This is a genomic window from Nocardia sp. NPDC058058, from assembly GCF_042885355.1.
Classification (GTDB): Bacteria; Actinomycetota; Actinomycetes; order Mycobacteriales; family Mycobacteriaceae; genus Nocardia.
In genome coordinates this window covers 1,145,311-1,171,211 of the sequence record NZ_JBHVSA010000001.1, presented here as the reverse complement: position 1 = coordinate 1,171,211, position 25,901 = coordinate 1,145,311, and the positions used below count along the sequence as shown (strand labels likewise).

The 25,901-nt window shown below is 66.9% G+C and carries 26 protein-coding genes; 5 read left to right on the top strand and 21 right to left on the bottom strand.

The window, feature by feature from the left end; all coding sequences use genetic code 11:
• Positions 1-30 precede the first annotated feature (30 nt).
• The 4 genes from ACFVUS_RS05375 to ACFVUS_RS05360 all read right to left on the bottom strand — a co-directional run bounded on the left by ACFVUS_RS05375 (position 31) and on the right by ACFVUS_RS05360 (position 3,684).
• Positions 31-1,344, bottom strand: coding sequence for an MFS transporter (locus tag ACFVUS_RS05375; protein WP_387761926.1), 1,314 nt, complete (start codon positions 1,342-1,344; stop codon positions 31-33).
• Between the two features lie 204 nt (positions 1,345-1,548).
• Positions 1,549-2,373, bottom strand: coding sequence for a siderophore-interacting protein (locus ACFVUS_RS05370; RefSeq protein WP_387761925.1), 825 nt, complete (start codon positions 2,371-2,373; stop codon positions 1,549-1,551).
• A gap of 24 nt (positions 2,374-2,397) precedes the next feature.
• Positions 2,398-2,961, bottom strand: coding sequence for a PadR family transcriptional regulator (locus ACFVUS_RS05365; RefSeq protein WP_387761924.1), 564 nt, complete (start codon positions 2,959-2,961; stop codon positions 2,398-2,400).
• A gap of 87 nt (positions 2,962-3,048) precedes the next feature.
• Positions 3,049-3,684 carry a TetR/AcrR family transcriptional regulator gene (locus ACFVUS_RS05360; protein WP_387761923.1) on the bottom strand — a complete coding sequence of 212 codons (636 nt, stop codon included), beginning with the start codon at positions 3,682-3,684 and terminating at the stop codon, positions 3,049-3,051.
• A 141-nt stretch (positions 3,685-3,825) separates the two neighbouring features.
• Here ACFVUS_RS05360 and ACFVUS_RS05355 point away from each other — a divergent pair, with 141 nt between their 5' ends.
• Positions 3,826-4,977 carry an FAD-dependent oxidoreductase gene (locus ACFVUS_RS05355; protein WP_387761922.1) on the top strand — a complete coding sequence of 384 codons (1,152 nt, stop codon included), beginning with the start codon at positions 3,826-3,828 and terminating at the stop codon, positions 4,975-4,977.
• Between the two features lies 1 nt (position 4,978).
• On the opposite strand, the gene ACFVUS_RS05350 is transcribed toward ACFVUS_RS05355, so the two are convergent.
• The 9 genes from ACFVUS_RS05350 to ACFVUS_RS05310 all read right to left on the bottom strand — a co-directional run bounded on the left by ACFVUS_RS05350 (position 4,979) and on the right by ACFVUS_RS05310 (position 15,200).
• Positions 4,979-5,866, bottom strand: coding sequence for an alpha/beta fold hydrolase (locus tag ACFVUS_RS05350; RefSeq protein WP_387761921.1), 888 nt, complete (start codon positions 5,864-5,866; stop codon positions 4,979-4,981).
• A 100-nt stretch (positions 5,867-5,966) separates the two neighbouring features.
• Positions 5,967-6,590, bottom strand: coding sequence for a TetR/AcrR family transcriptional regulator (locus tag ACFVUS_RS05345; RefSeq protein ID WP_387761920.1), 624 nt, complete (start codon positions 6,588-6,590; stop codon positions 5,967-5,969).
• 87 nt (positions 6,591-6,677) lie between these two features.
• Positions 6,678-7,067: a hypothetical protein gene (locus ACFVUS_RS05340; protein WP_387761919.1), complete on the bottom strand. Its 390-nt coding sequence runs from the start codon at positions 7,065-7,067 to the stop codon at positions 6,678-6,680.
• A gap of 161 nt (positions 7,068-7,228) precedes the next feature.
• Positions 7,229-9,097, bottom strand: a complete 1,869-nt coding sequence (locus ACFVUS_RS05335) for a Na+/H+ antiporter (RefSeq protein ID WP_387761918.1) — start codon at positions 9,095-9,097, stop codon at positions 7,229-7,231.
• Positions 9,098-9,208: 111 nt separating this feature from the next.
• Complete coding sequence (locus ACFVUS_RS05330; RefSeq protein WP_387761917.1) at positions 9,209-10,540, bottom strand: pyridoxal-phosphate dependent enzyme; 1,332 nt, start codon at positions 10,538-10,540, stop codon at positions 9,209-9,211.
• Entirely contained in the window at positions 10,540-12,021 is a 1,482-nt protein-coding gene (locus tag ACFVUS_RS05325) for a decarboxylase (protein ID WP_387761916.1), read from the bottom strand. Before ACFVUS_RS05325 ends, ACFVUS_RS05330 begins: the two co-directional genes overlap by 1 nt.
• A complete protein-coding gene (locus tag ACFVUS_RS05320; protein WP_387761915.1) occupies positions 12,018-13,292 on the bottom strand; it encodes a heavy-metal-associated domain-containing protein in 1,275 nt (424 codons plus the stop codon). The genes ACFVUS_RS05325 and ACFVUS_RS05320 overlap by 4 nt, the downstream gene beginning before the upstream one ends.
• Positions 13,289-14,608 (bottom strand): aminotransferase class V-fold PLP-dependent enzyme, encoded by a 1,320-nt coding sequence (locus ACFVUS_RS05315; protein ID WP_387761914.1) that lies wholly within the window; start codon positions 14,606-14,608, stop codon positions 13,289-13,291. Before ACFVUS_RS05315 ends, ACFVUS_RS05320 begins: the two co-directional genes overlap by 4 nt.
• Positions 14,609-14,684: 76 nt before the next feature.
• A complete protein-coding gene (locus ACFVUS_RS05310; RefSeq protein ID WP_387761913.1) occupies positions 14,685-15,200 on the bottom strand; it encodes a DUF2599 domain-containing protein in 516 nt (171 codons plus the stop codon).
• A gap of 269 nt (positions 15,201-15,469) precedes the next feature.
• On the opposite strand from ACFVUS_RS05310, the gene ACFVUS_RS05305 reads away from it, so the two are divergent.
• Positions 15,470-15,913 carry a hypothetical protein gene (locus ACFVUS_RS05305; protein ID WP_387761912.1) on the top strand — a complete coding sequence of 148 codons (444 nt, stop codon included), beginning with the start codon at positions 15,470-15,472 and terminating at the stop codon, positions 15,911-15,913.
• A 5-nt stretch (positions 15,914-15,918) separates the two neighbouring features.
• Here the strand turns inward: ACFVUS_RS05305 and ACFVUS_RS05300 are convergent, their stop codons facing one another.
• Positions 15,919-16,725 (bottom strand): sulfite exporter TauE/SafE family protein, encoded by an 807-nt coding sequence (locus tag ACFVUS_RS05300; protein ID WP_387761910.1) that lies wholly within the window; start codon positions 16,723-16,725, stop codon positions 15,919-15,921.
• 89 nt (positions 16,726-16,814) lie between these two features.
• Between ACFVUS_RS05300 and ACFVUS_RS05295 the strand changes: the two genes are divergently transcribed.
• Positions 16,815-17,579: an AraC family transcriptional regulator gene (locus tag ACFVUS_RS05295; RefSeq protein WP_387761909.1), complete on the top strand. Its 765-nt coding sequence runs from the start codon at positions 16,815-16,817 to the stop codon at positions 17,577-17,579.
• 86 nt (positions 17,580-17,665) lie between these two features.
• Here the strand turns inward: ACFVUS_RS05295 and ACFVUS_RS05290 are convergent, their stop codons facing one another.
• The 3 genes from ACFVUS_RS05290 to ACFVUS_RS05280 form a co-directional block, all read right to left on the bottom strand.
• Complete coding sequence (locus tag ACFVUS_RS05290) at positions 17,666-18,013, bottom strand: regulator (RefSeq protein ID WP_375952269.1); 348 nt, start codon at positions 18,011-18,013, stop codon at positions 17,666-17,668.
• Positions 18,010-18,291: a hypothetical protein gene (locus ACFVUS_RS05285; protein WP_387761908.1), complete on the bottom strand. Its 282-nt coding sequence runs from the start codon at positions 18,289-18,291 to the stop codon at positions 18,010-18,012. The genes ACFVUS_RS05290 and ACFVUS_RS05285 overlap by 4 nt, the downstream gene beginning before the upstream one ends.
• An 84-nt stretch (positions 18,292-18,375) precedes the next feature.
• A complete protein-coding gene (locus ACFVUS_RS05280; protein WP_387761907.1) occupies positions 18,376-20,100 on the bottom strand; it encodes a GMC oxidoreductase in 1,725 nt (574 codons plus the stop codon).
• Positions 20,101-20,201: 101 nt separating this feature from the next.
• On the opposite strand from ACFVUS_RS05280, the gene ACFVUS_RS05275 reads away from it, so the two are divergent.
• Entirely contained in the window at positions 20,202-20,876 is a 675-nt protein-coding gene (locus tag ACFVUS_RS05275) for a MerR family transcriptional regulator (protein WP_387761906.1), read from the top strand.
• A gap of 1 nt (position 20,877) precedes the next feature.
• On the opposite strand, the gene ACFVUS_RS05270 is transcribed toward ACFVUS_RS05275, so the two are convergent.
• The 4 genes from ACFVUS_RS05270 to ACFVUS_RS05255 form a co-directional block, all read right to left on the bottom strand.
• Positions 20,878-22,209 carry a family 1 glycosylhydrolase gene (locus ACFVUS_RS05270; protein WP_387761905.1) on the bottom strand — a complete coding sequence of 444 codons (1,332 nt, stop codon included), beginning with the start codon at positions 22,207-22,209 and terminating at the stop codon, positions 20,878-20,880.
• 142 nt (positions 22,210-22,351) lie between these two features.
• Entirely contained in the window at positions 22,352-23,665 is a 1,314-nt protein-coding gene (locus tag ACFVUS_RS05265) for a family 1 glycosylhydrolase (RefSeq protein WP_387761904.1), read from the bottom strand.
• 8 nt (positions 23,666-23,673) lie between these two features.
• Complete coding sequence (locus ACFVUS_RS05260) at positions 23,674-24,303, bottom strand: class I SAM-dependent methyltransferase (RefSeq protein WP_387761903.1); 630 nt, start codon at positions 24,301-24,303, stop codon at positions 23,674-23,676.
• 26 nt (positions 24,304-24,329) lie between these two features.
• Entirely contained in the window at positions 24,330-24,764 is a 435-nt protein-coding gene (locus ACFVUS_RS05255) for a hypothetical protein (protein WP_387761901.1), read from the bottom strand.
• A gap of 222 nt (positions 24,765-24,986) precedes the next feature.
• Here ACFVUS_RS05255 and ACFVUS_RS05250 point away from each other — a divergent pair, with 222 nt between their 5' ends.
• Positions 24,987-25,901, top strand: coding sequence for a LysR family transcriptional regulator (locus tag ACFVUS_RS05250; protein ID WP_387761900.1), 915 nt, complete (start codon positions 24,987-24,989; stop codon positions 25,899-25,901).

Genomic DNA, 25,901 nt, shown 5'->3' with positions numbered 1-25,901 from the left:
GTCCGATTCGACGAGGTCGAACTGGTGTAGCTACTTCGCCAGCACCGGGAGCTCGTCGGTAATGGGAACCTCGGTGCCGCGCAAGGACGCACCGACGGTTTCGCGCAGGAACATCCAGGCCACCATGCCGATAGCGCACGCGCCGACCATGTAGAAGGCCGGGAAATAGCTCCAGCCGGTGGATTCGATGACCGCCTCGTTCACCAGCGGTGCGGTACCGCCGAACAGGGCGGTCGAGACGTTGTAGCCCAGCGCGAAACCCGCGTAGCGCACATGGGTGGGGAAGATCGCGGGGAAGGTGGCGGTGATGGTGGACAGCTGCGGCAGATACAGCAGCCCCAGCACGATGAAAGCCACTACCGCCCAGACGATTCCACGCGACATCAGCCAGTACATGGGCACCGCCAGCGCGGCCAGGGCCAGTAGCGAGAAACGCCACATGGGGCGACGGCCCACCCGATCGGACAGGCGGCCGAAGAACGGCAACGCCAGCATCATCACCAACTGGCCGATCAGCATCATCGCGGTCGTGGTCGATTCGGCGACGCCGAGCGTGTGCTGCAAATACGTGGGCTGATAGGTCAGCAGCGTGTAATTGACGATATTGAGCGCCACCACCAGACCGGCCAGGGTCAGCAGCTCACGCCGATACTCGGTGAGCAGTACGCGCAACCCGCCGGTGGGCTGTTCCTGATCCTGCATCTCGGTGAACACCGGCGACTCGTCCAGGCGCGAACGCAGATACCAGCCGATCAAACCCAGCGGCACCGCCAGCAGGAACGGAATGCGCCAGCCCCATTCGTACATGGCGTCCGAACCCAGCAGCAGCTGGCACGCCAGCACCACCGCCGAACCGCCCACGAAACCACCGAGGGTGCCGAACTCCAGGAAACTGCCCAGGAACCCGCGCTTGCGATCACTACAGGTTTCGGCGAGATAGGTTGCCGCACCGCCATATTCGCCGCCGGTGGAGAAGCCCTGCACCACGCGCAGCGTGATCAGCAGGATCGGGGCCAGCACCCCGGCGGTGGCATGGCTGGGCAGCAGTCCTATCGCTCCCGTCGCGCCCGCCATCAGCAGAATCGTGGTCGCGAGCACCGCTTTGCGTCCGATCCGGTCCCCGAGCGGACCCCACACCATGCCCCCGAGCGGGCGCAGCAGGAACGACACCGCGAAACCGAGCATGGTGCCCAGCGATCCCAGGTGTCCGGGGAAGAACGCGGCGGTGATGTAGGTGGCGGCCGCGGCGTACACGCCGTAGTCGAACCATTCGGTGGCATTGCCCATGGCCGCGGCAGCCACCGACCGGGTCTGCTGTGCGGATTGCGCATCGCGGCTCGTCATACCAGCCCTCTCTCGTCGCGAATTCGGCACACATCCCCGGAACGATCACGGAATGCGCCCGCACTGCGTCTACCCGTGGGCGGGCGCAGCAAACACGAGCAAACCGTGTCCGCCCCGGCGTGCGAGGCGGACAGCAGCGGATACAAGAGGTTTGTGACATGGATCGCAGTGGCGTGTATGCGCCGAGCAAACCGGACGGGCAGCTCAGTCCATGCCGCGTTTGCCCGGCGTCCAGAACGGTTTGGTGCGAATCGCGCGACGCGGCCAATTCCGTTCGTGCACAAGATGTTTGCTGATCATCTGAATGGTGCGAGCCTCACCGGCGAGATAGGCCACACCGGGGGTGGCGGGCAATTCGAGCTCGCGCACCGCCTCGAGCAGCACCTGCGAGCGCGCGGCCGAGGCCTCCCCGCGCAGCGGTGCGGCCAGCGCGGCGGTGCGCGGCAGCGGCAGCCGATCCTGCGGCGTGGCCGTCTCGACCGCGCCGTAGACCGGAATATGGTCCGGGACCGCGGCGAGCATCGCCCCGAACGCGACCGAGGCCGTCTCCTCGCCCGCGAACAGGTGATAGGGCGCGCTGTCATGGAGAATGAACGAACCCTCCGGACCCCGGAACAGCACCTGCGCACCCGGTTCGGCGGCGCGACCCCAGCGCGAGCCCGGCCCGTCACCGTGGTCCATCACGCACAGATCGAATTCGCCCCGCGCGGAGTCGAACTGCCACACCGTGTACGTGCGCAGATCGCCGACCCGCGCCAGCAGCCCGCCCTCGGCATCGCCGATGGCGACCCGCACATGCTGTCCGGGCAGGCATCGGGAGTTCCGCAGTGCCGGTGCGCTGATCCGCACCCGGATCATGCGGGCGGCGATGCGTTCGGTCTCCAGGATGTGGCCGGTGCCGAAGAACCGGTCCAGCAGTCGATCGCCCAGGTCGCGCGATCGGCGCGGAGTCGGCGGTCGTGGATCGTCGCCGATCGGCGACGCTTGTTCGTCACTGCGTGTTTGCGCCTGATTGTCACTGTGCGCCATGGCAATACCTTCGATTCGAAAGGGTCACTCGGTGTGCCGGCCGCGCCGCCGGCGATGCTGCCGACGTTTCACGTCGGTCTTGAGATGCTGTAGTTCGCGCGTGGTGTCGGTGAGGATCGCGCGCACCTGATCGACCACGGCGGGATCACCGTGCGCGTGCACCACCACCGATACCGCCGCCTTGAACAGGCGCAGTACGGGTTTGATGATCTCGGCGGCATCGGGATCACCGAACAGACCCCATTCGCCGCGCTCATCCGCGCGCGCCCAGATCCGGGCGATGGCCTCGCGATGCTGATCGACCTCGGTCCGCCCCGCCGGGCTGATATGGAAAACCTTACGGCCGCTGTCGATCTCGAGCGTGGCCAAACCCTCGTCGTCGAGTTGCTGCAGGGTCGGATACACCGCGCCCGCACTGGGCCGGTACGCGCCACCGCAGCGCTTCTCCAGCCGGGACATCAACTCGTACCCGTGACCCGGCTGTTCGGCGATCAAAGCCAGCAGCGCCAAACGCAATTCGCCGGTCCCGAAGAACCGGCCACTGCCGGGTCCGATACCGGCGAAGTCGGCCAAACGTCTCGGATCCACCCGCTGAAGATATATCTTAAGATAGTGCTGAAGCAACGGGTCCGGCGTAATTCCGCAGCTGGGCAACGAGTTCCGCGCGGCCCGGTGTTACGAGGTGCCCGGTGCGCCGAGATGGCGGGTGAGCAGCGCGAGCTGGTCCGCGAAGCGGGTCAGGAACTCCGGTGAGCGCGGATCCTGCCCGCATACGCCCTCGATAATGTGCGGCAGCGTGGTCGGGGCCATCGCCGCGCCCATCAGCATCACCAGCAGATACGCCGGATCCAGATCGGCGGGCAACTGGCCCGCCTGCTGCATGACCCGCAACTCCTCGACACTCTCGGTGAGCATGCGGGCGCGCGGTTCATGATCGGGATCGTCGGCGGGGGCGGTGTATTGCAGACCGGTCCACGCCAGCAACCGCGCACCCTCGGGGTTGTGCAGGGCTTCGAGGGCGTACGTGCGCAATTGCTCGGGCAGGGGAGTGCCGGGCGGAACCAATTCCTGCTGGCGTTGCTGCCACCGCTCTGAAACCGCCTGGTAGAGGCCTTCTTTGCCGTCGAAATAGTACGAAATGAGCTGCACGTTCATCCCGGCGCGAGCCGAGATGGCGGCGATGCGGGCACCGGCGTATCCGTGCGCGCCGAACTCGGCGGCGGCCGCGTCCAGGATCAGCGCGCGGGTGCGTTCGGGATCGCGTTGACGATCCTGCGGCTTGGGTGACCTGCGGGGCTTGGGCTCGGGCACGCCTCGGATCATACATTCACCTGGCTGGATCAAACGAAGATATGCATTAATCAAACAAACACTTGACAGAATCGGGGCTCGGATCGGACGCTGGAGTCACCTCGCCGGGCGATCCGAACCCGGCCGATCAAGGACACGCACATGTCGAGAACACCGAAAATTCTCATCGCGGGCGCGGGCATCGGCGGCCTCGCCCTGGCCCAGGCGCTGCGGCACCGCGGCCTGGAAGTGGCCGTCTACGAACAGGACCCCACACCCCGCATCCGCAATCAGGGCTTCCGTATCCATATCGACGCCGACGGCAACACCGCACTGCGCACCTGCCTGCCGCCGGCGGTGTTCGACCAGGTCCGCGCCAGCAGCGGCAGCAATGACGCCGTACTCGGGATGTACACCGAGCAACTCGATTGCACACTGCGGCAACAGTTTCCGGGAATCACCGAGGAGCTGATCACCAATGTCGACCGGAACACCTTCCGGCGCGCACTGTTGACCGGCCTCGACGGCATCGTCCACTTCGGGCACACCCTCACCGGCTACGAGCTCACCGACACCGGCGGGGTGCGCGTGCGATTCGCCGAAGGCGCTGTCGCCGAAGCGGATCTGCTGATCGGCGCGGACGGCGTCGGCTCGGCCGTGCGGCGCACACTGCTGCCGCACGCCATCGTCCGGGACCTCGGCGTGCGCTGCCTCTACGGCCGGATGACCCTCACCGACACCACCCGAGCCCTGCTACCGCCCGCACTCGCACACGGCTTCACCTGGGTATCGGACGGCATCGGCTGCGGCGCGGGCTTCGCACCCCTGCGCTTCCGCAACCTCCCCTCGGATGCCGTCGACTACCTGATGATCACCCTGCTCGCCACCCCCGAACACCTCGGCGTACCGCACGCCGAACTCCAGCGCCTGGCTCCGCCCGAACTCTGGAAACTCACCAATTCCGCCACCGCGAACTGGCATCCGGGCCTGCGCGCGCTGTTCGCGCACGCCGACCCGGAATCGTTCTTCCCGATCGCCCTGCGCGCGGGCGAACCGGTGCCGCCCTGGGAGCCGGGGCCGGTGACCCTGCTCGGCGATGCCATCCACACCATGCCCCCGACCGGCGGTGTGGGCGCGAACACCGCACTGCGCGATGCGGAAACCCTTGCCGTCGAACTGTTTTCGGTCGCCGCCGGTCGCCGTTCGCTGCGCGAGGCCGTCGCCGCCTACGAAACCGTCATGCTTCCCCGGGGTTTCGCGACGATCGACAGCTCCCTGGCGATGGCCGCGCAGCTGTTCGGCCGCGCCGTCTGAGCTACCGCGACGCGGGCGCGCGATCGTGCCGGGCGATGAATTCCATGGTGCGCGCCGATAGCCGATCCGGAATCTGGAACAGGATGCCGTGCGCGGTATTCGGATAGGTCGCGAGTTCCCCGTTCGGGAGGTGTTCGGCGATACGCGCGGACGTCGCCTCGAGATTGGCGACCAGCGAATCCTGCCCGAAGATGGTCAGCGACGGGACAGTGAGACCGCGCAGTTCGGCATCGGTGAGCACGCGCGCCCAGCCGATCTTCATGCGATATTCGATCGCGGGTTTGGCCAGCGCCGATTCCAGGGGATCGAGGGTGACCCCGGGGGAGAGCCATTCCATCATCCTGCGCAGGTTCTCATCGCTCTTGCCGCCCAGGCCGAATCGAATCATCTGGAACAGGATCTTCCACGCCGGTTTGGTGAACACCCCACCGGGTTCGATGAGGGTGATGCTGGCGATTCGGCTCGAATCGTGCAGGGCGATCGCAGCCGCATGCCACGCGCCATGCGAATAACCGACCAGGTGCACCCGCTGCAGATCCAGGGCTTCGAGCACCTCGTACAGCCACGTCGCGAAGTCCGATTCCTTTGTCAGCGGCGCGGTTTGGACGCTGCGCCCGGCGGTGCCGACGGTATCGAGGGCGTAGACGACGCGGTCGCGGGCGAAGGTCTCGACCACCGAGCGCCACATCAGCCCGTTGCCGCCGAAGTTGTGCAGCAGCACGATCGGGGTGCCCTCACCCGCGCCGGAGCGGCGAATATGCGTGCTGCCCAGGGAGGTCGCGATATCCATGGTGGTCGCGGGGAGCGGCCACAGTGCTTCCGCCTCGGCGTAGGCGCGCAGAAAATCCTCGCGCGCGGCATCGTTCTTGAATCGTCCGATCTTGGCCATGGCCTCCCCTTATCATCGTTGATGGTAGAAACGTACCACATAAGTGGTATGCCCGTACCATGACCATGACGTGCGGAAATGCCTTGAGAATCGGGACGATTCAGCGATACATGGAGCGATACGCGGCGATCGTCTGCACCAGGTGATCCACGATCTGATCCCGCGAGGCGCGCAATGTCCCGTTCAACCATGCCGAGAACATGCCCGCGTTACCGCTGGCCATGGTCACCGCCGCCAGTCGCCGCCGCACCGGATCCTCGATATGGGCGAACAGATGATCCTGGATCAGCCGGGTGAACGCGGGCATGACCGCGATGGTCGTCTGCCCCAGCCCGGTCGAGGAATACGGCTCCACCAGGAACAGCCGCGATTTGCGCGGATCCTCGAGCACCTTGTCGACCAGCACCTCGGACAGCGCGCGATCGCGATCGGGATCATCGCCGACGGCGAACGCGGTCATCGGCTCCAGGAACTCGTCCGCGATCTGCCGGTACAGCACATCGAGCAATTCGTCTCGGCTGGTGAAGCTTTCGTAGAAATACCGGTCGGTGAGATTGGCCGTGCGGCATACCGCGCGCATGGTGACCGCGCCCGCCCCGGAGTCGCCGATCAGATCCAGGGCGGCGTCCAGCAGCGTGGCGCGCCGGGCCTCACGGCGTTCGGTGAGGGTGGTTCCGCCCCAGATACGAGGTTCGGCGTCGGAGGGTGGTTGGCCTGTCTGCACCGGGTCCAGGGTAGTGCCCGGCGCCGGGCACGTGTGCGCACCCGGCGCCGGAGTGCCCCGGTACGCGGCGCGGACGCCCGCCACCGGTCAGCTGACCAGGCAGGCGCTACCCAGATTGATACCGGTGCCGACCTGCACGGTGGCCCACTGCGAACCGTTGTAGCTCCAGGCCTGCACGTAATGCGTACCCGTGGAGGTGGGGGTCCAGCTCGAGGTCGCGGTGCCGCCGCTGCCCAGGCTCACCTGCTGCGGACTGAACGTCGAGGAGCTGCTGTCGTAGAGCCAGATGTACTCGTTCGGACTGCCGTTCACGGTGACGGTGTACGAGCAGTTGGTGCCGTAACCATTGCCCAGTGAGCCGGACGAGATCGAGACGCTGGTGACATACGCCGACGCATCGGGTGCGGCCAGCACCAATGCCAGGGCCGAGGCGGCGACCGCTCCCGCGGCCAGAACTGGTTTTCGAGATCGGATCATGATGATTTCTCCCCCTGCGAAGGGTGAACTACTGCGTGCGCCACGATCCGGCGCATACATGAAGTGTCGGCATTCGGGGGCAGCGACACGCCCGTATCGGACTACTCGTTCTGAATTGCGTTGCGGCCCAACGATCCGCGCGATCTCCTGCGAATCGTTCGCTATCCGAGCAGCTCGTCGATATAGCACCAGCGCCACGATTCGCCCGGCTCCACGCTGCGCATGACCGGATGCCCGGTGTTGTTGAAATGCTTGGTGGCGTGATTGCCCTGCGAGGAATCACAGCAGGCCACATGCCCGCACGTCAGGCACATGCGCAGGTGCACCCACACCAGACCCTCGTCCAGGCATTCGGCGCAGGCGTCCGGGGTGTCGGGGACCTTGGTGTGCGGGGCCTGGCGCAGATGTTCGCAACCGCCGGAAGCCGGTGCGATCATGAGCAATTCGCGGCCGTCGTCATCGGCCTCGGCGACCCGTTCGATGGTGGATTCCTCCAGGTCCAGGGTGGCCATCACCGCCTGTAGGATCTCGTGTTCGACCAGACCCGCATCGCGCACGCGCAGTACGGTTTCGCGTTCGGCCGCGAGCATGGCCAGGCGCAGGCGCCGGTATTCGCCGCTGGGTGTGATGCGCTGGGATTCCGAGCGCCCCAGCAATTCCCACGCCGATTGGGACCGGGCCACGGCCAGCGACCGCAGTTGGTCGACGATATCGGGCGGGGTCTCCTCACCGATATTGGCTTCCAGGGCCTCGAGCCCGGCGGCGGTGGCCTGCTGTAGCAGGTTCGCCTCCTGCAGCAGATCCTCGGCGTGGCTGGGTCCGCGCAGGCGCAGCAGGCGCACCAGCAGCGGTAGTGAGAGCCCTTGCAGCAGCAATGTTCCGGCCACCACCACGACCGCGAGCAGAATCAGCGTGGCGCGCTCCGGCGTGTCGGCCGGGAGCAGCAGGGCGGCGGCCAGGGTGACCACACCGCGCATACCCGCCCAGGACAGCACCGCGGGTCCGGTCCAGGCCGGTTTGTCCTTGCCCTGCCGTCGACCCTCCACCGACCACGAGAAATAGGTGGCGGGGAACATCCAGATCGGCCGCGCCACAATCACCGTCGCGAGCACCGCGACACACGAGATCAACAGGGTGGAATGCGGTAGATCGCTGTTCCACGCCGCCTCGACGATATGGCGCACCTGCAAACCGATGATCAGGAAGACCGAACTCTCCAGCAGGAACTGGATGGTGCTCCAATTGGTGTGCTCGGCGATCCGCGAGGCCGCGGACTGCCAGTGCGGCGCACCGTGACCCAGGATCAGCCCGCAGGTGACCACCGCGATCACCCCGGAGGCGTGCAGCGATTCCGCGGGCAGGTACGCGATCCACGGCGCGAGCAGCGAGACGCTGGTGTCCAGCACCGGATCGTTGATGCGCCGGCGCAGGAATGAGAGCACCAGTGCGGCGAGCACACCGAACAGCGCGCCGCCGCCCGCCGCGCCCAGGAAGTCCGCGCCCGCCTCCCAGATGGTGATCGCGCCCGCCATCGCCGCGATCGCCGTGCGCAGGGTCACCAGCGCGGTCGCGTCGTTGAACAGCGACTCGCCTTCTAGCAGGGTCACCAGCCGCCGCGGCATACCGACGCGGCGCGCGACCGCGGTCGCCGCCACCGCATCGGGTGGGGCCACCACCGCGCCGATGGCGATCGCGGCCGAGAACGGCACCGGCAGCAGCCAATACACCACCCCGCCCACCGCGAACGCGGTGAACAGCACCAGTCCGACCGAGAGCATGGTGATCGAGACCTTCTTGGGCCGGAAGTCCACCAGCGAGGTCCGGATCGCGGTCGTATAGAGCAGCGGCGGCAGCAATCCCAGCAGCACCAGTTCGGGTTCGATATCGAACTCGGGCACGAAGGGCAGATATGAGGCCGCCACCCCGGCGATGGTGAGTACGAACGGCTCACCCATTCCCATGCGGCGGGCCAGCGCCGCCAACGCGACCGCTACCGCCACCAGCACGACGAGCCCGAACGCCAACTCCACGAGGCTTATCGTGCCAGGGTGGGTGTCCGATTCGCGCATCGGCGGGGTGTGTCCGGTCGTGATGATCAATTGACCAGGCACTTGCGGGCGCGGCCGCGACCCGGTCGCGGGTCAGGTCCGGGCGCGCGGTGCGGACTCCATGGGTTTGCCGCTGTCCCGCCAGGCCGCGATTCCGCCTGCGAGGCTGAAGGCTTCATATCCCGCGCGCCGCGCCAGCGCCGCGAACCGCAGCGAGAGTTCACCGACCGGGCAGACGAAGACCACCGGGCGCGAGCGCGGGAAGGGAATGCCCTGCACGAGCATGTCGTCGAGTTGGTCATCGCGAATATTGATGGCCCCCGGTACGTGGGCGATGCGGTAGGCCATCGCGCCCCGGGTGTCGACGATCGTGGGACGTGCCTCGCGATCGAGAGTTTCCAGCGCCTCGGGTGAAAGGGTTGGTGTGGCAGCCAATTCGGTGGCATCGGGTGCGGCCGGGCGACTGCTGCGGCCGAAGAGTTCCGGACGGCGTTTGCGAATGTAGGACAGGTACGGCTCGATGCGATCGCAGACGATGAACACCGCCGTCTGCGGTTGATCGTTCGAAAGTGGCAGTGCGCGCAAATGTTCCAGCGCCGCCGCATAGGTGGCCCCGCTGGTCGGGCCCGCCAGGACCCCATGCCGGGTGGCGAGCTCGACCGTTGCATCGACTGCCGTTCCGGCCTCCACCGCGATAATGCGATCGTAGAAGTCGGGCTGGAACAGTCCCACATCCCACATCTCGGTTTCCGAGCGGATGCCGGGGATGAAATCGCTGCGCTCGGAGACCACCGCGATGGCCTTCAACTCCGGATTGTGTTTGCGCAGAAACGTTGCCGCGCCGCGGGTGGAGCCGGTGGTGCCCAGTCCGCCGATGAGATAGTCGACCCGGGTGATCTCGTCACGTGACAGGTCCTCGTGGATTTCGCGGCCGGTGCCCTCGTAGTGGGCCTCGATATTCTTCTCACTCGTGTACTGCGACGGGTGATGCCAGGCCCCTGGCGTTTTCGCCATCGTTGATTCGATGACCGAGTACACGTCATTGGGTGCGGTCGGGTCCGGGCATTCGGACAGCCCCGGGAGTTCCTCGATATCGGTGCCGAAAAGCTGGAGCAGATCACGGACTTCGTTCACCCGGATGCGATTGGTGACCGCGCGCAACCCGATTCCGTGCATCGCGCCCAGAATGCGCAGTGCCTTGGCGGTATTGCCGCTCGACGCTTCGATCAGACTCTGTCCGCCCGCGATGATCGCATCGAGGTCATCGCGGATCATGCCCCAGGCGACACGGTCCTTCACCGAGCCGAAGGGATTGTAGAACTCCAATTTCGCGTACAGCTCGACATTGTCGAGTCCGTGCACGGCCGGATCCAGGCGCAGCAGCGGGGTATTGCCGATGAGTTCGGTGATGTGGTCGTAGCGCATTACCGCACCCCGTGCCATTGCGGGCTCGGCGGCCGCTGCGCCGCAACCGAATCCGGATCGTATTCCTCATCGCGGCAGACCTCGAAACCGCCCGGACCGGCGCATTCCCCGGGCCGATGCACCACGGCGAGTTTGGGTGGCAGGGTGTGCATCGACGCACGCGCTGCCGATAAATCCATATGGTAGGCAGCGGTATTGGGGAAGGCGATCACATCGCCGGGTTGCGGGCGCTGGGCGAACCACACCTTGTGATTGGTGACCAGATCGCGTTCCAGGCATAACCGCCCGGCCAGGAACACCCCCAGCGCACCGGAATTCGCGTGCGGATTCCTCGGCAGCAGCAGCGGATCCACCATCACCTCCTGATCGGCGGGTGTGACGGTGTCGCGGCTGATATCGAGATTGACCAGGACGCTGCCGTCGGCCGTCTCCTTGACGAACTCGACGCGCGCCAGCGTGATTCCCGCATGATCGACCAGCGCCTTGCCCGGTTCGAGCCACACCTCGAGCAGGTTCTCCGCGGCCAGCTGCGCGAAGGAGCGCCCGCCGTGCGCATCCAATCCGGCATCGAGCAGATCGGCGAGCATGCGATCGGCGGGCACGGTATTGGCGTATTTGTGGAACACCGGTGTGCCGTGCACCGCGCCGCCGTCGAGGTGGAAGCCGAAGGTATTGCCGCCCCACGCCATCGGCTCACCGCGCCCGAGCAGGGATTCGCGCAGCGCCAGCACATAGGCGTCGAAGGCGTCGGCGTCATCGGTGAAGACCTGCCGGAAACCGCCGCCGATATTGATGACCGTGGGGGTCAGGCCGTGCGCGTAGGCGCGTTCGGTCAGTTCCAGGCACGCCTCCACCGCGCGCAGGCGCTCGCCCGGCTCACCGGAGTCGATGTGGAAGGCGAAGCCGCGGAAGGCGATCCGGTCGCGCCGGGCAGTCAGCACTTCGAACACCTGCTCGGCCTGCCGCAGCGGGACACCGAATCGGCTCACCGGGGTGCCCGCGAAACCCGAGAGTCGCACCAGCACCGGCACGCGCGCACCGGGGTCCGCGAGTTCGGCGATCCGGGTCAGCTCCCAGACATTGTCGGCGTTGACGGTCGCCCCGGTGCCGATGAGATCGCGCAGGAACCCCTCGCCCTTGGGACCGGTCACTTCGATACGTGACGATTCGAAGCCCACCCCCAGCGCACCGGCGAGTTCGGCCGGGGAGGCCACATCGATCGCGATCCCGGCGTGCTCGGCGGTGCGCGCGAACGCCCGGGAGTGATTCACCTTGTGCGCATAACAGATCCGATAGGGCATCCCGCGCTCGAGCACCGTGCGCAGCCGACCCAGATTCTCGGCGAACACCTGCGGGAACACCAGATGCGCGGGGGAGGAATACGTGTCCAGCACGGCCTCGGCCGCGCCGGGGGCAGCCAGGAAGGCGCGCACCAGCGGATCGATCATCGCCGGCAGCCGCGGCGGAGTCGCAGCGGTCATACCGCGGTTTCGGTGGCGGGTACGGGTTCCGCGGTCGCGGGACGAGCGGTGGAGGGGTTGTAGCCGCTGTCGCGCAGCGCGTCGAAGGCGCGCTGGCGATTGCGCGGGCTGCGGAATTCGGCGCTCACCCGCTTGGAGATCAGGTCGATATCGTGCACGCCGATATCCATCGACTCCAGCACCCCGGTAATGGTGCGCACACAGTGTTTGCAGGTCATATCGGGGACGTAGAAGATCTGCTCCTCGGCGGCGAGTTCGGCGCTGTCCGAGGCGGTTTCGACGGAGACCTCGGCGATGGTCAGCCGGTCGGCCAGCGCGGTGAACACCTCGGTGAACCGGTCCACCACCAGCGGCAGCAGGCTGTAGTGCGCGCCGTCGAGCTGATGCGGCATCGCCGCCAGGCAGGCGGGGCGGGTGCCCGGCGGCAGCAGCGCGTACTGGCGCGAGATCAGATCCAGCTCATCGTGGTACTTGGTGATGGCCTCGCCGACGCTCAAACCCTCGGTGTGGGTGGCGCGCCGCATGACCCGGTGCGCGTCCTCGATGGTCATATCCTTCATCGCGCGCAGGGTCGCCACCGATTCGGCCGAATAGCGCACCGTGCCGTCGGGTTGGGTGCTCAGGGTGACCGCGATCATGCCGCGCCGATAGCTCGAGGCCTGGAGTTCCCAGAACCAGCGGGTCGCGACCGCGCTGTAGATGCCCGAATCGCGCATGCCGAGCGCGAATTCGACCGGTGTGCGGTACGGGGTCCAGCGGGCCAGCAGTGCGTGCTGGGCCAGTGCGCGCCCGCACGCCTCGATGCCCACCCGGAAGATGTCCAGGGGTTCGTGATCGGTGGTGGTGCCCTCGAGCACATCGCGCTCGCGCTCGGTCAGTTCCGAGATGCGGTGCGCGAGAGCGGTATCCGCTCCGAGTGCGTGCCACAGCGTCAGTACCGTCTCGCGCATGGCGATCGGCACGATCGGTCCCAGCCCGCCGGAGTGGAAATGCCCGGTATTGGGGATGCCGTCGCTATCGGTCCAGGCGATGCGATGGGTGGCGCTGGTGACCTGATCGGCCCGGCACGGACGCATGAAGCGCTCCAGATACAGCCGCTGCGACAGCGTCAGATGTGATCCGGGCTCCGGACGCAGTGGCGCGCAGGTGTATTCGATGCGCCCGCCCGCCGGGGCGGTGACCCCCGTGCACAGGCCCGGGCGGGCCAGCACGGCCAGTACGCGCGAGGCCGCGCGCCGGTCGTAGCGTGGTTCGTGACCATTGGTCGTCATGAGGAGACCTCCTCGGCAATCGTGGCGACACTGTGGGTGAAGCGGTCGATCTCGTCGAGGGTGTTGTAGATGTGGGTGCTCACCCGCACCGAAACCTCTTCTCCCGGTGCGTTGTTCGCGGGCACGCAGTGTGCGCCCGAGCGCACCAGGAAACCGAGTTCACCCAGGACGAAGCCGAGGTCATTGGCGCTGATCCCGGCGAGCGTGAAAGACACTATGCCGTAACCGGTTTCGCAGGGGGCATAGGCGGGGCCAGGCAGGAATTCCAGGCCCGGGACGGGGCGCAGGCCCGCGAGCAGTCGCTGGGTGAGCGCCCGGTTATGGGTGTGGATGGTGTCCAAGCCGATATTGTCCAGCACGTCCAGGGCCGCGCCGAGCGCCAGGATGCCCGGAATATTGGGGGTGCCGCCCTCCATGCGCTGTGGCATCGGTCCCGCGTGCAGGCCCGAATCATCCAGGGTGACACCGGAATTGCCGCCCGGCAGGAACGGGCTCAGCTCACCATGGCGGCGTCGGCGGCAATAGAGCACCCCGGTTCCGGGAGCACCGAACATCTTGTGCCCGGCGAACACCGCGAAATCCGCGTCCAGATCCTCGACCCGTACCGGCAGATGCCCGCCGCTCTGACTACAGTCGAAACACAGTGCGATGGACGGATCGATGCGCCCGCGCAGTTCCTCCAGCGTGCTGAGCGAGCCGAACACGTGATGCAGATGCCCGACGGTGATCATCCGGGTGCGCGGGCTCACCTTCGCGGCGATGTCCTCGACGTCGGCTTCGCCCAGTGCGTTCACCCGGTACGGCACCAGTGTGATGGTGCGCCCGAACCCGGCCAGGAGTTGGCGCAGCTGCACCCACGGATACACGTTCGAGGCGTGATCGCGTGGGCTGTACAGGATTTCGTCGCCCTCGCCCAGGTTGGCCAGCCCCCAGGACAGTGCGATCGCGTGTAATCCCGCGGTCGATCCGCCGGTGAACACCACCTCGTCGGTGTGCGCGCCGATGAAACCGGCCATCCGCTCGCGCACGCCTTCGATCTCGCGCGCCAGACTGGTCGACCACGCGTACGCGCCGCGCCCGGCATTGGCGGTGCGCGCACTGTGATAGTCGGTGATCGCCGCGATCACCGACTCCGGTTTCTGCGTGGTGGACGCCGAATCCAGATACACCTCATGGCTTTCGCGCAGCGCGGGGAACATGCGCCGGGACAGCGCTGGTTCCCGGGCGGGGGGCCCGGCGGTGGACGAAGGCGCACAGGACCGCACCGTGCCGCTCCCTCCGAGGAGTTGGCGCTGGACGCCACCAACGATACGCAATTTTTCACAATGGCTCGAAGGTTCTCGCGGGCAAGCGGTTTCGCCGAATATTCTCGTTACCGCCGCGAAGGACGCGTCAGCGTTCGGGGCCGCCCGGATTGCACATCGCGTTCACCGTGGCCTGATAGCCGACGGCGGGCCGCCACGGCTCCAGATTCCAGCTCGGCTTATTCGGCGCGACCACGCGCGCCCACTCCCAGTGGCAGATGAATTGATCACGCATACCGGGTGTGTCGGCATCGGGGGAGTCGGTCAGCACTTCCTGCCAGGCGCGCTCGCCCGCGGTCGGGAAGGTGTCCTTGCGTCCGGCGTCGGTGGGATACACCAGCAGGCGGCGGCCGTCGACCGCATCGGTCCATTCGGTGCGGTCGATCAGATTCTGTTCGGCGTACAGGTCCACGGCGGGTTGGGACACCGTCGGGTCCGCGATGGGACGCCCGGTGGCGGCCGGCGGCGGTGCGGCGGCCGGGATCGGGACGGTGGTGCTGAGCGATCCGACGATCACGGGCGAGGATTCCTCGGCCGCCCCGCAACCACTCAGCGAGACCGCGAGCGCGAGCAGGCCACCCGTGAGCTTCCAGCGGTGCCGCATCGGCCACGCCCCTTTCCCTTACTCGCGATCGCATCGGGCCACGTCAACACCCATCATCGGATGTTCACGCCGACCGCACCGGCGCCTCGGCGACATCGTCCCGGATTTGCCAGCGCTGGTGTATTGGCCCAGACGGACCCTACGATGTCACGGCCGGGCGGTTCTCGAAAGTGGGGGCCGCCCTGCACATGGGAACCGGATGTGGCTGAGGCTGGGACGACTGTAGGGGCACGATGAACACACCGACGGTGAAATGTCTTGTGTGGGAGGTGGACAACTCCCTGTGGGACGGTGTGGTCTGCGATTCCACCGATGGCGCGCTGCGCGCCGAGGCGGTGCGCGCCCTGCGCATCCTGCGCGAACGCGGCGTCATGCATGCCGTCGCCAGCCGCGGCGAACTCGCCTGGACGGTCGCGCAACTACGCAAACACGGCCTGCACGACCGCTTCGCCGCGATCGAGGTCGGCTGGGGCAAGAAATCCGCCGCCATCACCCGCATCGCCCAAACCCTGGGCGTGAATCTCGATCAGGTCGGCTACATCGACGCCGAACCGCTCGAACGCACCGAAGTGGGTTACGCCCTCCCACAGGTCCGCTGCTACGCGGCCCGGCACATCGACGTGCTGCCCGCCCTCCAGGAATTCCGCGCCCCCGCGGGCGACGTCCCACCCCCGACCTCCCCGATGGGCATAGCCCACATCCACGCCCGCTGACCGAATCAACCGATGACGGTCGCACTCATGGCGATCAGCACGACGGTCAGCAACAGCGGGTAGCCGATCGCATGCGCACGATCAGGAATCTTGACGAGCGACCGCTTGGTAGCCGCAATGGCCGGCAGTGACCCCGCCAACAACGTCACCGCCGCCACGACATCGACCTGCCCGAACAACCCGGCGCGCGATCCGCCGGGCGCGGCAAGGGAATACAGCGCGGTGCCGACAACCGCGACCGGCACACTGAGCGGATTCGCCAGCGCGGTGGCCTCGGCCATCGCCAGCCCGCGCCGCCGCAACAGCGGAACCGTCAGAACACTGCCGCCCACACCGAGAAATGCCGCGACCGCACCGATTCCGATACCGCCGAATACCGATGCCGCCCTGCCGAAGGGCGCGGGGTGGATATCGGTTCGAGCCTCCCGGATGAGAAATCCGCGCCGCAGCGAGATATCGGCGATCGCGACCACCAGATACGCCACGAACAGCAGCCGCAACGTCCGATCCGGCACCAGGCCCGCGGCCAGCACCCCCAGAACCGCGCCGACCGCGATGAAACCGGCCAGCGGACAGAGATATTCGCGGCGCAGCAGTCCCGAGCGGGCGTGTGCCAGCGTCGCGATCGCGGCGTTCACGATCATGACCGCCGTCGAGGTCGCGACCGCCACGTGCATGGCCGCCGCGGTGGAGGTGGCGGCCGATACCGCGTAAACGACCGGGACGGTGACGAATCCGCCGCCGAATCCGAACAGCACGGTGGTCGCCCCGGTCACGCACCCGGCCAGCAGCAAGATCAAGATTGTCGACACCCTCGCACCGTATGTCCGCGACGTGGTGACGCACATTCGAAGGATCGCCAATATCTTTCGAGAATCCGACACCGGCTAGGGTGGCGGGCGTGCGGAATGTGCCGGTGGCCGAAGTCGATTCGATCGCCCGCGCCATCCTGGCCATCGGCACCGACTACCCCGCACGGCATCTGCTGCCTGCTCATCGGCATCGGCGCGCCCAGGTGCTGTACGCCGCGACCGGCATCATGCGGGTCGATACCGCGCACGGCGCGTGGACCGTGCCGACCGGGCGTGCGGTGCTGATTCCGCCCGGGATCGATCATCAGGTCCTGATGGAGGGGGTCAGCACCCGCAGCCTGTATCTGGAACCCGCTGCGGTGCCGTGGTTTCCGGCGCGCTGTCAGGTGGTCGAGGTGTCGGCGATGTTGCGCGAATTGATCTTCGCGGCGGTGGATATGGTGCCCGAGTACACCATTCGCGGTCGGGACGGGACGCTGAGTGATCTGATTCTGTATGAGTTGCGGACGCTGACGCCGGTGCCGTTCGAGATTCCGCTGCCGGTATCGGCTGAGCTGCGGGAATTGTGTGACGGGTTTCAGCACGCCCCGACCATTCGATCCGCGCCCGATGACTGGGCGGGGCGAATGCGGGTCAGCACCAGGACATTCAATCGGCGGTTCCGTGCCGAGACCGGGCTGACCTTTCAGCAGTGGCGGCAGCGGGTGTGCGTCGCGCATGCCATGCACGCGCTGATGGGCGGGGCCACGGTCACTTCGGTGGCCATGGCGCTGGGCTATGACACTCCGGCCGCGTTCTCGGTCATGTTCCAGCGTGAGACCGGAACCGCGCCGAGCGCGTTTCGCACCGCGTGAGATCGCGATCGGTGCGCGGGCGATCCGGGCACCGCACTATCGGACGATCCGGGGGCAGCGCTGTCTGTCGATGCGGGGCCGCGCTGTCAGGCGATGCGGCGCAGGCCTGCGAGGAGGCGTTTGACCTCGGCGGCGGAGACGTTGTAGTCGTCGCTGTCCTCGGCTATGCCTTCGTCGACCCAGGCGCGGATGAGGGCGGTGAGGTCGGTGCCGCGTTTGCGGGCGATTTCCTCGGCGCGGCGGCGCTGACGGACGGTGAGGCGGACCGTGGTGACCACGAGGGTGTCCTCGGCGCTGTCGGGGACTTTGGCGGGCGGGGGGAGTACGTCGTCGGCGTCCACGCTCGCGCCGTAGATCAACTCGCCCGCAGCGGCGGCCGCGGCGAGATCCTCTGCTTCGGCCAGGTCGCGGAACTCATTGTTGCGCTTGCTCATTGGTTCGCCTCCCATTCCTCGAAAGCGGTCACCTGGTGCGGTGTCATCGGTGCGGCGAAGACGATCTGGTGATCGAAACCGCCGAGTGGGCGCAACACCACCAGGATGGGCTTCCCGGTGGCGGTACGAGTCCACACGGACAGGCCGGGCGCGCCGGTTTTGGTGAAGACCGATTGCACCCAGCGGTGTTTCGCGTCGGCTAGTGCCCGGAGCACCTCATCGGTGGTGAGACCGCCGCTGAGGTTCATCGCTGCCGAGAGCAGCCACTCGTAACCCACACTTCGAGAATACAGGGAGCATCTCCGCAGATAGAAGCCCCGATACCGAGATGGGATCGGGGCGTCGCGAAAAGCGGGCGAAAATCAGGCCGATTCGGAGGAACCGGAGCGGATCTCCACGATCGGCAGCACCAGCGCGGCCGGAGCCGAGGCCGGGACCACCGGCTGCTTCGGGGTCACCGGCGCGATGCGCTGATATCCGGTGCCGGGCTCGGGCCGGGTGTCGACCTCACCCTTGTTCGGCCACATGGCGGCCGCGCGCTCGGCCTGCGCGGTGATGGTCAGCGACGGGTTCACGCCCAGGTTCGCCGAGACCGCCGCACCGTCCACCACGCTCAGTGTCGGATAGCCGTACACCCGGTGGTACGGGTCGATGACACCGCTGCTCGCATCCGCGCCGATCACCGCGCCACCCAGGAAGTGCGCGGTCAGCGGGATATTGAACACCTCACCCCAGGAGCCGCCCGCGACGCCGCCGATCTTGTCCGCGACCGCGCGGGTGACCTCGTTGCCCGCCGGGATCCAGGTCGGATTCGGTTCGCCGTGGCCCTGTTTGGAGCTCAGCGTGCGCCCGAACAGTCCACGCTTGGTGAACGTGGTGATCGAGTTGTCGAGGTTCTGCATCACCAGGGAGATGACGGTGCGCTCACTCCAGTCCTTCACCGACATGAACTGCAACAGGGTCAGCGGATGCAGAATCACCGTCCACAGGAACCGCAGCCAGCGCGGCATGCGCCCGCCGCCGTCGACCATGAGGGTTTGCAGCAGACCCATCGAATTGGAGCCCTTGCCGTAGCGCACCGGTTCGATATGGGTGTCGGGCGTGGGATGGATCGAGGAGGTGATGGCAACGCCGCGGGTGAAATCGCGATCCGGATTCACCTTGCGCGTCGCCGCGCCGACGATGGACTCGGAATTGGTGCGGGTCAGCACACCCAGGCGATCGGACAGGTTCGGCAGGGTGCCCTTGTCGCGCATGGCGAACAGCAGCTTCTGCGTGCCCCGGGTACCGGCGGCCAGCACCACGTGCGCGGCGGTATAGGTCTTGGGTTGTTTGCGGAACCAGCTGCCGGTGCGCACGGTGTCCACATCCCAGGTGCCATCGGGCAGCGGGCGCAACGCGGACACCGTGGTCATCGGAACCACCTGTGCCCCGGCCTTTTCCGCGAGATATAGGTAGTTCTTCACCAGGGTGTTCTTGGCGTTGTGGCGGCACCCGGTCATGCACTCACCGCATTCGATGCAGCCGGTGCGCTCGGGCCCGGCACCGCCGAAGTACGGATCGGCGACCTTCTTGCCCGCTTCGCCGAAGAACACGCCGACGGGGGTCTGCACGAAGGTGTGACCCACACCCATATCCTCGGCGACCTGTTTGAACACCTCATCGGCCGGAGTCATATGCGGGTTCTGCACCACCCCGAGCATCTTCTTGGCCTGCTCGTAGTACGGCAGCAGTTCCGCGCGCCAGTCGGTGATATCGCGCCACTGCGCGTCCTCGAAGAACGGTGTCGGCGGCACATACAGGGTGTTCGCGTAGTTCAGCGACCCACCGCCGACGCCCGCGCCCGCGAGAATCAGCACATCGCGCAGCGGATGAATGCGCTGGATGCCGTAGCAGCCGAGCTTGGGCGCCCACAGGAATTTGCGCAGATCCCAGCTGGTATCGGGGAGCTCGTCATCGGCATAACGCTGACCGGCTTCCAATACCCCGACGCGATAACCCTTTTCGGTCAGGCGCAGCGCGGTGACGCTGCCGCCGAATCCGGATCCGACGATGAGTACATCGAAATCGGTCTCGCGTCGGTTCATCGCAAACTCCCTTGTCGTCGTCGACAGTGTGGCGGCGGTTACGCTAACGCGGACAGTTTCCACTGTCAACGTAGGCGGGTTGCGGACTCTATGCTGATCGCGTGGATCGATACAGCCGCTCCCAGCTCGCCGAACTCAGCGGGGTGCCCGCACGCACCATCCGCTACTACCACTCGCTCGGCGTGCTGCCCAAACCCGGCCGGGCGGGCAAGGAAGCGGTCTACGGCGATGATCATCTGGAACGGTTGCAGGCGATTGCGGCCATGCAGGCGCGCGGGCTCCGACTCGATGCGATCCGCGAGGTCCTCGACGCCGAGGTGCCCGCCGACGGGGACTGGCGCGAGCTGTTCGACCCCCGCAATCCCGATACCGAGCCGGGATCGGTCATCGATGACGATCAACTCAGCGAGGTGCTCGGCGATCGCCGCCCGGAAATTCTCGAGGAGCTGGTGAGCGCGGGCTATGTGCAGCCGCACGGGCAGCGCTGGCGAATTCCCGAGCCCGCCATGCTCACCGGCGCGCTGGTCCTCTACGACGTAGGCACCGATATCTCGCTCTCGGGCACCCTGCGCACGCTGATCCGCACCCGCATCGCCGATCTGGCCGATGAGATGGTGCGCGCGTTCCGGGACGCGGTCGGCACCAGCTACGGCGGAGAAGGGGTGCGCCCGGACCTGATTCGCTTCCAGGACCGCTATCGGGCCGCCGCACGCGAGGTGGGCGGGGCGACCCTGGCGGCCGAGATCGAGCGCGCGGTGCGCGAACTCGAGGACTGACCTACGGGACCGTGACCGGATCATCGCAACTGGCCGGGGGATCGACCAGGCCGCAGTCCGAGGGCAGCCGCACCGGAACGTAGGTGGAGGGCACCCCGTTCGAGGCGACGATGCGGCGGTAGGAGTCCACCGCGTCGGTGGGTGTGCGCTTCAGATTCGGATCGGATTTCGCGTCCACCGTGAAGAGCCCGAAACGCGGTGTGTACGAACTCCATTCGTAATTGTCGGTCAGGCTCCAATAGTTGTAGCCCACCACGTTCATGCCGTCGGCCTTGGCGCGCTGCAACCAGTACACGGTGTCGCGCAGGTGATCGGAGCGGGTGTACCCGTCCGCGCGCGGTTTACCGTCCTCGGTGGGCATCCCGTTCTCCACCACCCACAGCGGCTTGCCGGGGAACTTCTCCGAATAGTGTTGCAGCGCATAGTAGATGCCCTCGGGCCGCACCGGTAGTTCCCACATGCCCTTGGGTGCGGCGGCCGAACCGTCGGGCTGGGACACCGAGTTGGACGGCGGCTCGTAGCCGAAGTAGTAGTCGACGCCGATGAAATCGAGTTTGGCGCCGATGCGCTCCATGAGCGGGCCGTTGACCTTGTTCTCCGCGCCCGCGACATAGCCGACATTGCTGGTCACCAGCGCCCCGCGCTGCACCTGGTGGATGTAGTCGTAGATCTCGTTATGCGCCTGGGCGACCTCGTCGAGCATGTGATCGGCGACGGTGTCGTTCTGCCGCACCTCGTGCATGATGTACGCGACGGGCTCATTGACGGTGACCCACACCGGATTTCGGGAGGCGTACCGGTCCACCACCTTGCGCATATTGGTGAGCCAGTCCTGCACCATGCCCGGGTTGTTCCAGCCGCCGCGATCGAGCGCCCACCCCGGGTACACCCAGTGATCCAGGGTCAGCATGGGTTGCATGCCGTTCTCGAGAATGGTGTCGATGACCGAGTCGTAGAAGGCGAAGCCGTTCTCGTCCCAGGTGTCCGGGGTGGGTTGCAGGCGCGCCCATTCGATGCCGATGCGGAAGACCTTCACACCCAGACCGGCCGCGAGGGCGATGTCATTGGGGTATCGGGAGCGGAAGTCGATGGAGTTGCGGTACCGGTCCCAATCGGGGTTGTTCTGGATGTACCGTTCCCAATTGCTGTCCGGCGCATGGCCTTCGGACTGGAAGCCGGATGCGGCCACGCCCCACATGAAGTTCTCCCCGAGCGATCCGTGCGCGGCGGCCGTCGGTGCGGGCGGTGTCGCGGATCCCACCGCGGCCACCGGCAACAGTGTCGAGGCGGTAGCGACCCCCGCCAGGACGAGACGGTGCAGCCGTGTGCGCATCGGAGCTCCTCCTCCGGGACACCTGGTCGGAATGTCCCGATTCGGAGCCTAACCGGCGGATAGCTGAAAATTCGCTCACGGCTTGCGTGTCGCATGATGCGGATGTGACTCGTGTTACTGCGAGGCGGCACCCGGATACCGGTCAGCGCGGCAGCGTCACCGGGTCCGTACAGCTGTCGAGCGCGTCGACCAGCGAGCACGCCGCGGGCGCGCGCGTCGGCCGATAGCTGGATCCGACACCGCCGTCGCGGGTGATCAGCCGGTAGGCGTCCACCGCATCGGTGGGACGTCGGGTGAGGGTGGGATCGGTCAGCACGTCGACGGTGTAGAGCCCGAAACGGGGTGTGTAGGAACCCCATTCGTAGTTGTCGGTCAGGCTCCAGTAGTTGTAGCCCATGATGTTCATGCCGTCGGCCTTGGCGCGCTGTATCCAATACATGGTGTCGCGCAGGTCATCCGCGCGCGTGTACCCGTCCGATCGCGGCAACCCGTTCTCGGTGGGCATGCCGTTCTCGATGATGTAGAGCGGTTTGCCCGGGAACAGTCGCGCGAAGTGGCGCAGCGTGTAGTAAATGCCGTCGGCCTGCAACGGCAGGCTCCACAGCGCCGACTGCGCGTACGCGGTGAACTGCGCCGCCACCTCCGGCGACATGCCGTAGTAGTAGTCGATCCCGACGAAATCGAGCTTGGCCCCGATCTTGTCGAGCATCGCCCCGTTCACCGCCGGATCGACCGCCGGAATGTAGGCGACATTGCTGGTGACCATCGCACCCGGCCGCACGGCGTGGATGTGGTCGTAGATGCTGTTGTGCGCCAGGGCGAGTCGATCCTGCATGACGGGGATGTCGGTGGCCGGCAGTCCGCCATTGCGGACCTCGTTCATCATGTAGGCGGCAGGCTCGTTGATGGTGACCCACAGCGGATCCGCGCTCGCGTACCGATCCACCACCTTGCGCATATTGGTCAGCCAGTCATCGACCATGCCCGGATTGGCCCAGCCGCCGCGATCGGCCGCCCAGCCCGGATACACCCAGTGATCGAGGGTGAGCATCGGCCGCATCCCGGCCGCGCGAATCGCGGCGATCACCCTGTCGTAGAACGCGAATCCGGCCTCGTCCCACACCCCGGGGTGCGGTTGTACCCGCGCCCATTCGACGCTGATCCGGTACACGTTCACCCCGAGGCCCCGGGCCAGCGCGATATCGGAGGCATAGCGCGTATAGAAATCGACGCTGTCCCCGTACCGGTCGTAGTCGGCGTGCGTGGTGGCGTACCGCAGCCAATTGCTGTCCGGCGCATGCCCTTCGCACTGGAATCCGGCCGAGGCCACACCCCAGTAGAACCCGTCACCCATGTCCGGAACGCCCGCCGGGTTCGCCCGCGCCGGTGCCGCCACCAGTGCGGTCGCGACGGCTGCCAGGGTGGCGAGCGCATGGCGGCGGGTGTGCTGGCGCATGGATCTCCTCAGGCGATGACAAGCGAACTGAGCGGGCGTCCAGAATTATTGCGGACCCGTGCCCGAATCACACGAGGTTCGCCCGAATGCCCCGGCTCGATCGGACGATCGAGATAGCGGCAGGCTAGCGCCGCCGCGCCGAGATCCTCCAGCACCTCGAACCCCGTGTCGCACAGCAGCCGGGAGACAGCCCGATAGCCGCCGGGAAGGTAGTCGAGAATGACCTCGGACCCTGTCGCGACGTTGCCCAGGCCGGCGACGGTCCGGTCGAGTGCCGCGATATCGCAGGGCGCGAACTCGCCCGATCGCGACCGAGTTCCCAATCCGACTATGAAGACCGGTGCCAGTCGATCGAAATCCGCTGCCGGGAAACCGAACTCGAGATCCGGTGGAACGAGAGCGCCCGGCGGGACGAAAGCGGTTGTCCCCGTGGCGAGATCGGGTCTCACCTCGAATACGCGGAGTCCGGGATAGGGGTTGTGGCGGGCGAAGGTGTCCAGTGCGGGGCCGAGCAGGATCACCTGGTCGATCCCCGCGGTCACGGCGTCGGCCAAGCGGTCCTCGGCGAATCGGCAGCGGGCGGCGGCCAGCAGTCGGCGGTGGGTGGCCGGGCGCGGGACCGGGTCGGCGGTGCTCATCATGGGAAACCCGGGGCGCGGGGCGGTCAGGGACCGGGGTGCTGATGCGTCGGCGGGGTGGGCGGCCAGCCCGGAATATGCGGCATGGGCGGCACTTTCGGCATCTCAGGCATGGGCGGCATATCCGGCATCTTCGGGAAGGGCGGTGCGGGCGGAATCGGAGGTATGGGCATACCGCCGGTGCCGAAGCGCTGGAAGGCGGCCTGGCGCGAGGTGCCGAAGACCTCGCCGATCTCGGCCCAGGTGCGGCCCTCGTCGCGGGCCTGCTGCACCAGTGAGCGCAGCACATCGTCGACGACGCTGTCGAGGGAGCGGGCCGCGCGCAGGGCGGCCATGACCGAAGGGGTGGGCGCACCTTCGGCGGGGTGCAGGACCTCGGCCAGGAAGGCGGCATTGGTGGACAGGAGTTTCGCCAGGACCGCGCGTTCGTCGGCGGGGTCCCGGTGCTGCGGATCGTTCATATGTAAATGCTGCCTTTACGCGAATCGCCTTGTCAAGGAAAGCTTTACATCACGGAACGGCCCGAAGTTTGCCGTGCGACAGGCGTTCCGGTTGCCGCACGCGCATCCGAACCGCAGCGTTCACCCGCCCGCAATGGGATCGGCCACCGATGTGCGGATCGGATTCATCGGCGGTTATCCGCCGGGGCTAGCGTGACCCCCGAGAGGGAAGGAGTCGCCGTCATGGAGCTGCGACATCTGGTGTCGTTCATCGCGCTGGCCGAGGAATTGCATTTCGGCCGGGCCGCGCTGCGCCTGCACATCACCCAACCCAGTCTCAGCGCACAATTGCGCAAACTGGAGAAATCGGTGGGAGCGCAACTGGTAGCCCGCAATTCGCACGAGGTTCGCCTCACCGCCGCCGGGCGCGAATTCGAGATCCAGGCGAGGCAGATCGTGGCCCAGGTCGAGCGCGCCGCCCGTGCCGCGCGCGCCACCGCCGAGGGACGCACCGGAACGGTGAACGTCGGCTACAACGTCCCCGCGAGCCGTCACGTACTGCCCGACGCGCTGGTGCGTATGACCGAACGGCACCCCGATATCGCGGTCTCGCTGTGGGAGAAGCGCACCGGACCGCAATTGGACGGGCTCTCCGACGGCACCCTCGATGTCGCGCTGGTATACGGCCATCCCAGCACCGCCGAATTCCGGTATCGCCGTATGCTGCACCGGGTTCCGCTGGTGGCGGTGGTGGGTCGCGGGCATCGCTGGGCCGAGCGTGCCGGGGTGCCGTTCGCCGAATTGGCCGGGCAGGAATGCGTGCTGTTCGCGCGCGAACAATGTCCGGCCATGTACGACGTGATCTTTCGCGCGGCCGCGCAGACCCGAATCAGCCTGACCGTCGGGCATTACGCCGATGATCCCGGCGCGACCGCGCATATGGTGTCGGTGCGCCCGATGATCGGATTCGCCTCACTGCCGCGCGCGATCTCCATGGGCATGGGTACGCCCGGCAGTAGCTCGGTGGCGGTGAAACTGGTCGACCCGGTGCCGACGCTGGATCTGTACGCGGTGTGGCGGGCCGAGGAGGACAATCCGGCGGTCTCACTGTTCCTGGATTGTCTGGAAGCCCCCGAGCCCGCCCAGATTCCGGCCTGA

Bases quoted from the DNA above. Each gene is read 5' to 3' on its own strand.
- ACFVUS_RS05370 (WP_387761925.1), bottom strand. From the start codon at position 2,373: ATGGCGCACAGTGACAATCAGGCGCAAACACGCAGTGACGAACAAGCG.
- ACFVUS_RS05350 (WP_387761921.1), bottom strand. From the start codon at position 5,866: ATGGCCAAGATCGGACGATTCAAGAACGATGCCGCGCGCGAGGATTTT.
- ACFVUS_RS05340 (WP_387761919.1), bottom strand. From the start codon at position 7,067: ATGATCCGATCTCGAAAACCAGTTCTGGCCGCGGGAGCGGTCGCCGCC.
- ACFVUS_RS05330 (WP_387761917.1), bottom strand. From the start codon at position 10,540: ATGCGCTACGACCACATCACCGAACTCATCGGCAATACCCCGCTGCTG.
- ACFVUS_RS05260 (WP_387761903.1), bottom strand. From the start codon at position 24,303: ATGAGCACCGCCGACCCGGTCCCGCGCCCGGCCACCCACCGCCGACTG.
- ACFVUS_RS05325 (WP_387761916.1), bottom strand. From the start codon at position 12,021: ATGACCGCTGCGACTCCGCCGCGGCTGCCGGCGATGATCGATCCGCTG.
- ACFVUS_RS05265 (WP_387761904.1), bottom strand. From the start codon at position 23,665: ATGCGCCAGCACACCCGCCGCCATGCGCTCGCCACCCTGGCAGCCGTC.
- ACFVUS_RS05290 (WP_375952269.1), bottom strand. From the start codon at position 18,013: ATGAGCAAGCGCAACAATGAGTTCCGCGACCTGGCCGAAGCAGAGGAT.
- ACFVUS_RS05310 (WP_387761913.1), bottom strand. From the start codon at position 15,200: ATGCGGCACCGCTGGAAGCTCACGGGTGGCCTGCTCGCGCTCGCGGTC.
- ACFVUS_RS05355 (WP_387761922.1), top strand. From the start codon at position 3,826: ATGTCGAGAACACCGAAAATTCTCATCGCGGGCGCGGGCATCGGCGGC.
- ACFVUS_RS05250 (WP_387761900.1), top strand. From the start codon at position 24,987: ATGGAGCTGCGACATCTGGTGTCGTTCATCGCGCTGGCCGAGGAATTG.
- ACFVUS_RS05375 (WP_387761926.1), bottom strand. From the start codon at position 1,344: ATGACGAGCCGCGATGCGCAATCCGCACAGCAGACCCGGTCGGTGGCT.
- ACFVUS_RS05255 (WP_387761901.1), bottom strand. From the start codon at position 24,764: ATGAACGATCCGCAGCACCGGGACCCCGCCGACGAACGCGCGGTCCTG.
- ACFVUS_RS05280 (WP_387761907.1), bottom strand. From the start codon at position 20,100: ATGAACCGACGCGAGACCGATTTCGATGTACTCATCGTCGGATCCGGA.
- ACFVUS_RS05270 (WP_387761905.1), bottom strand. From the start codon at position 22,209: ATGCGCACACGGCTGCACCGTCTCGTCCTGGCGGGGGTCGCTACCGCC.
- ACFVUS_RS05320 (WP_387761915.1), bottom strand. From the start codon at position 13,292: ATGACGACCAATGGTCACGAACCACGCTACGACCGGCGCGCGGCCTCG.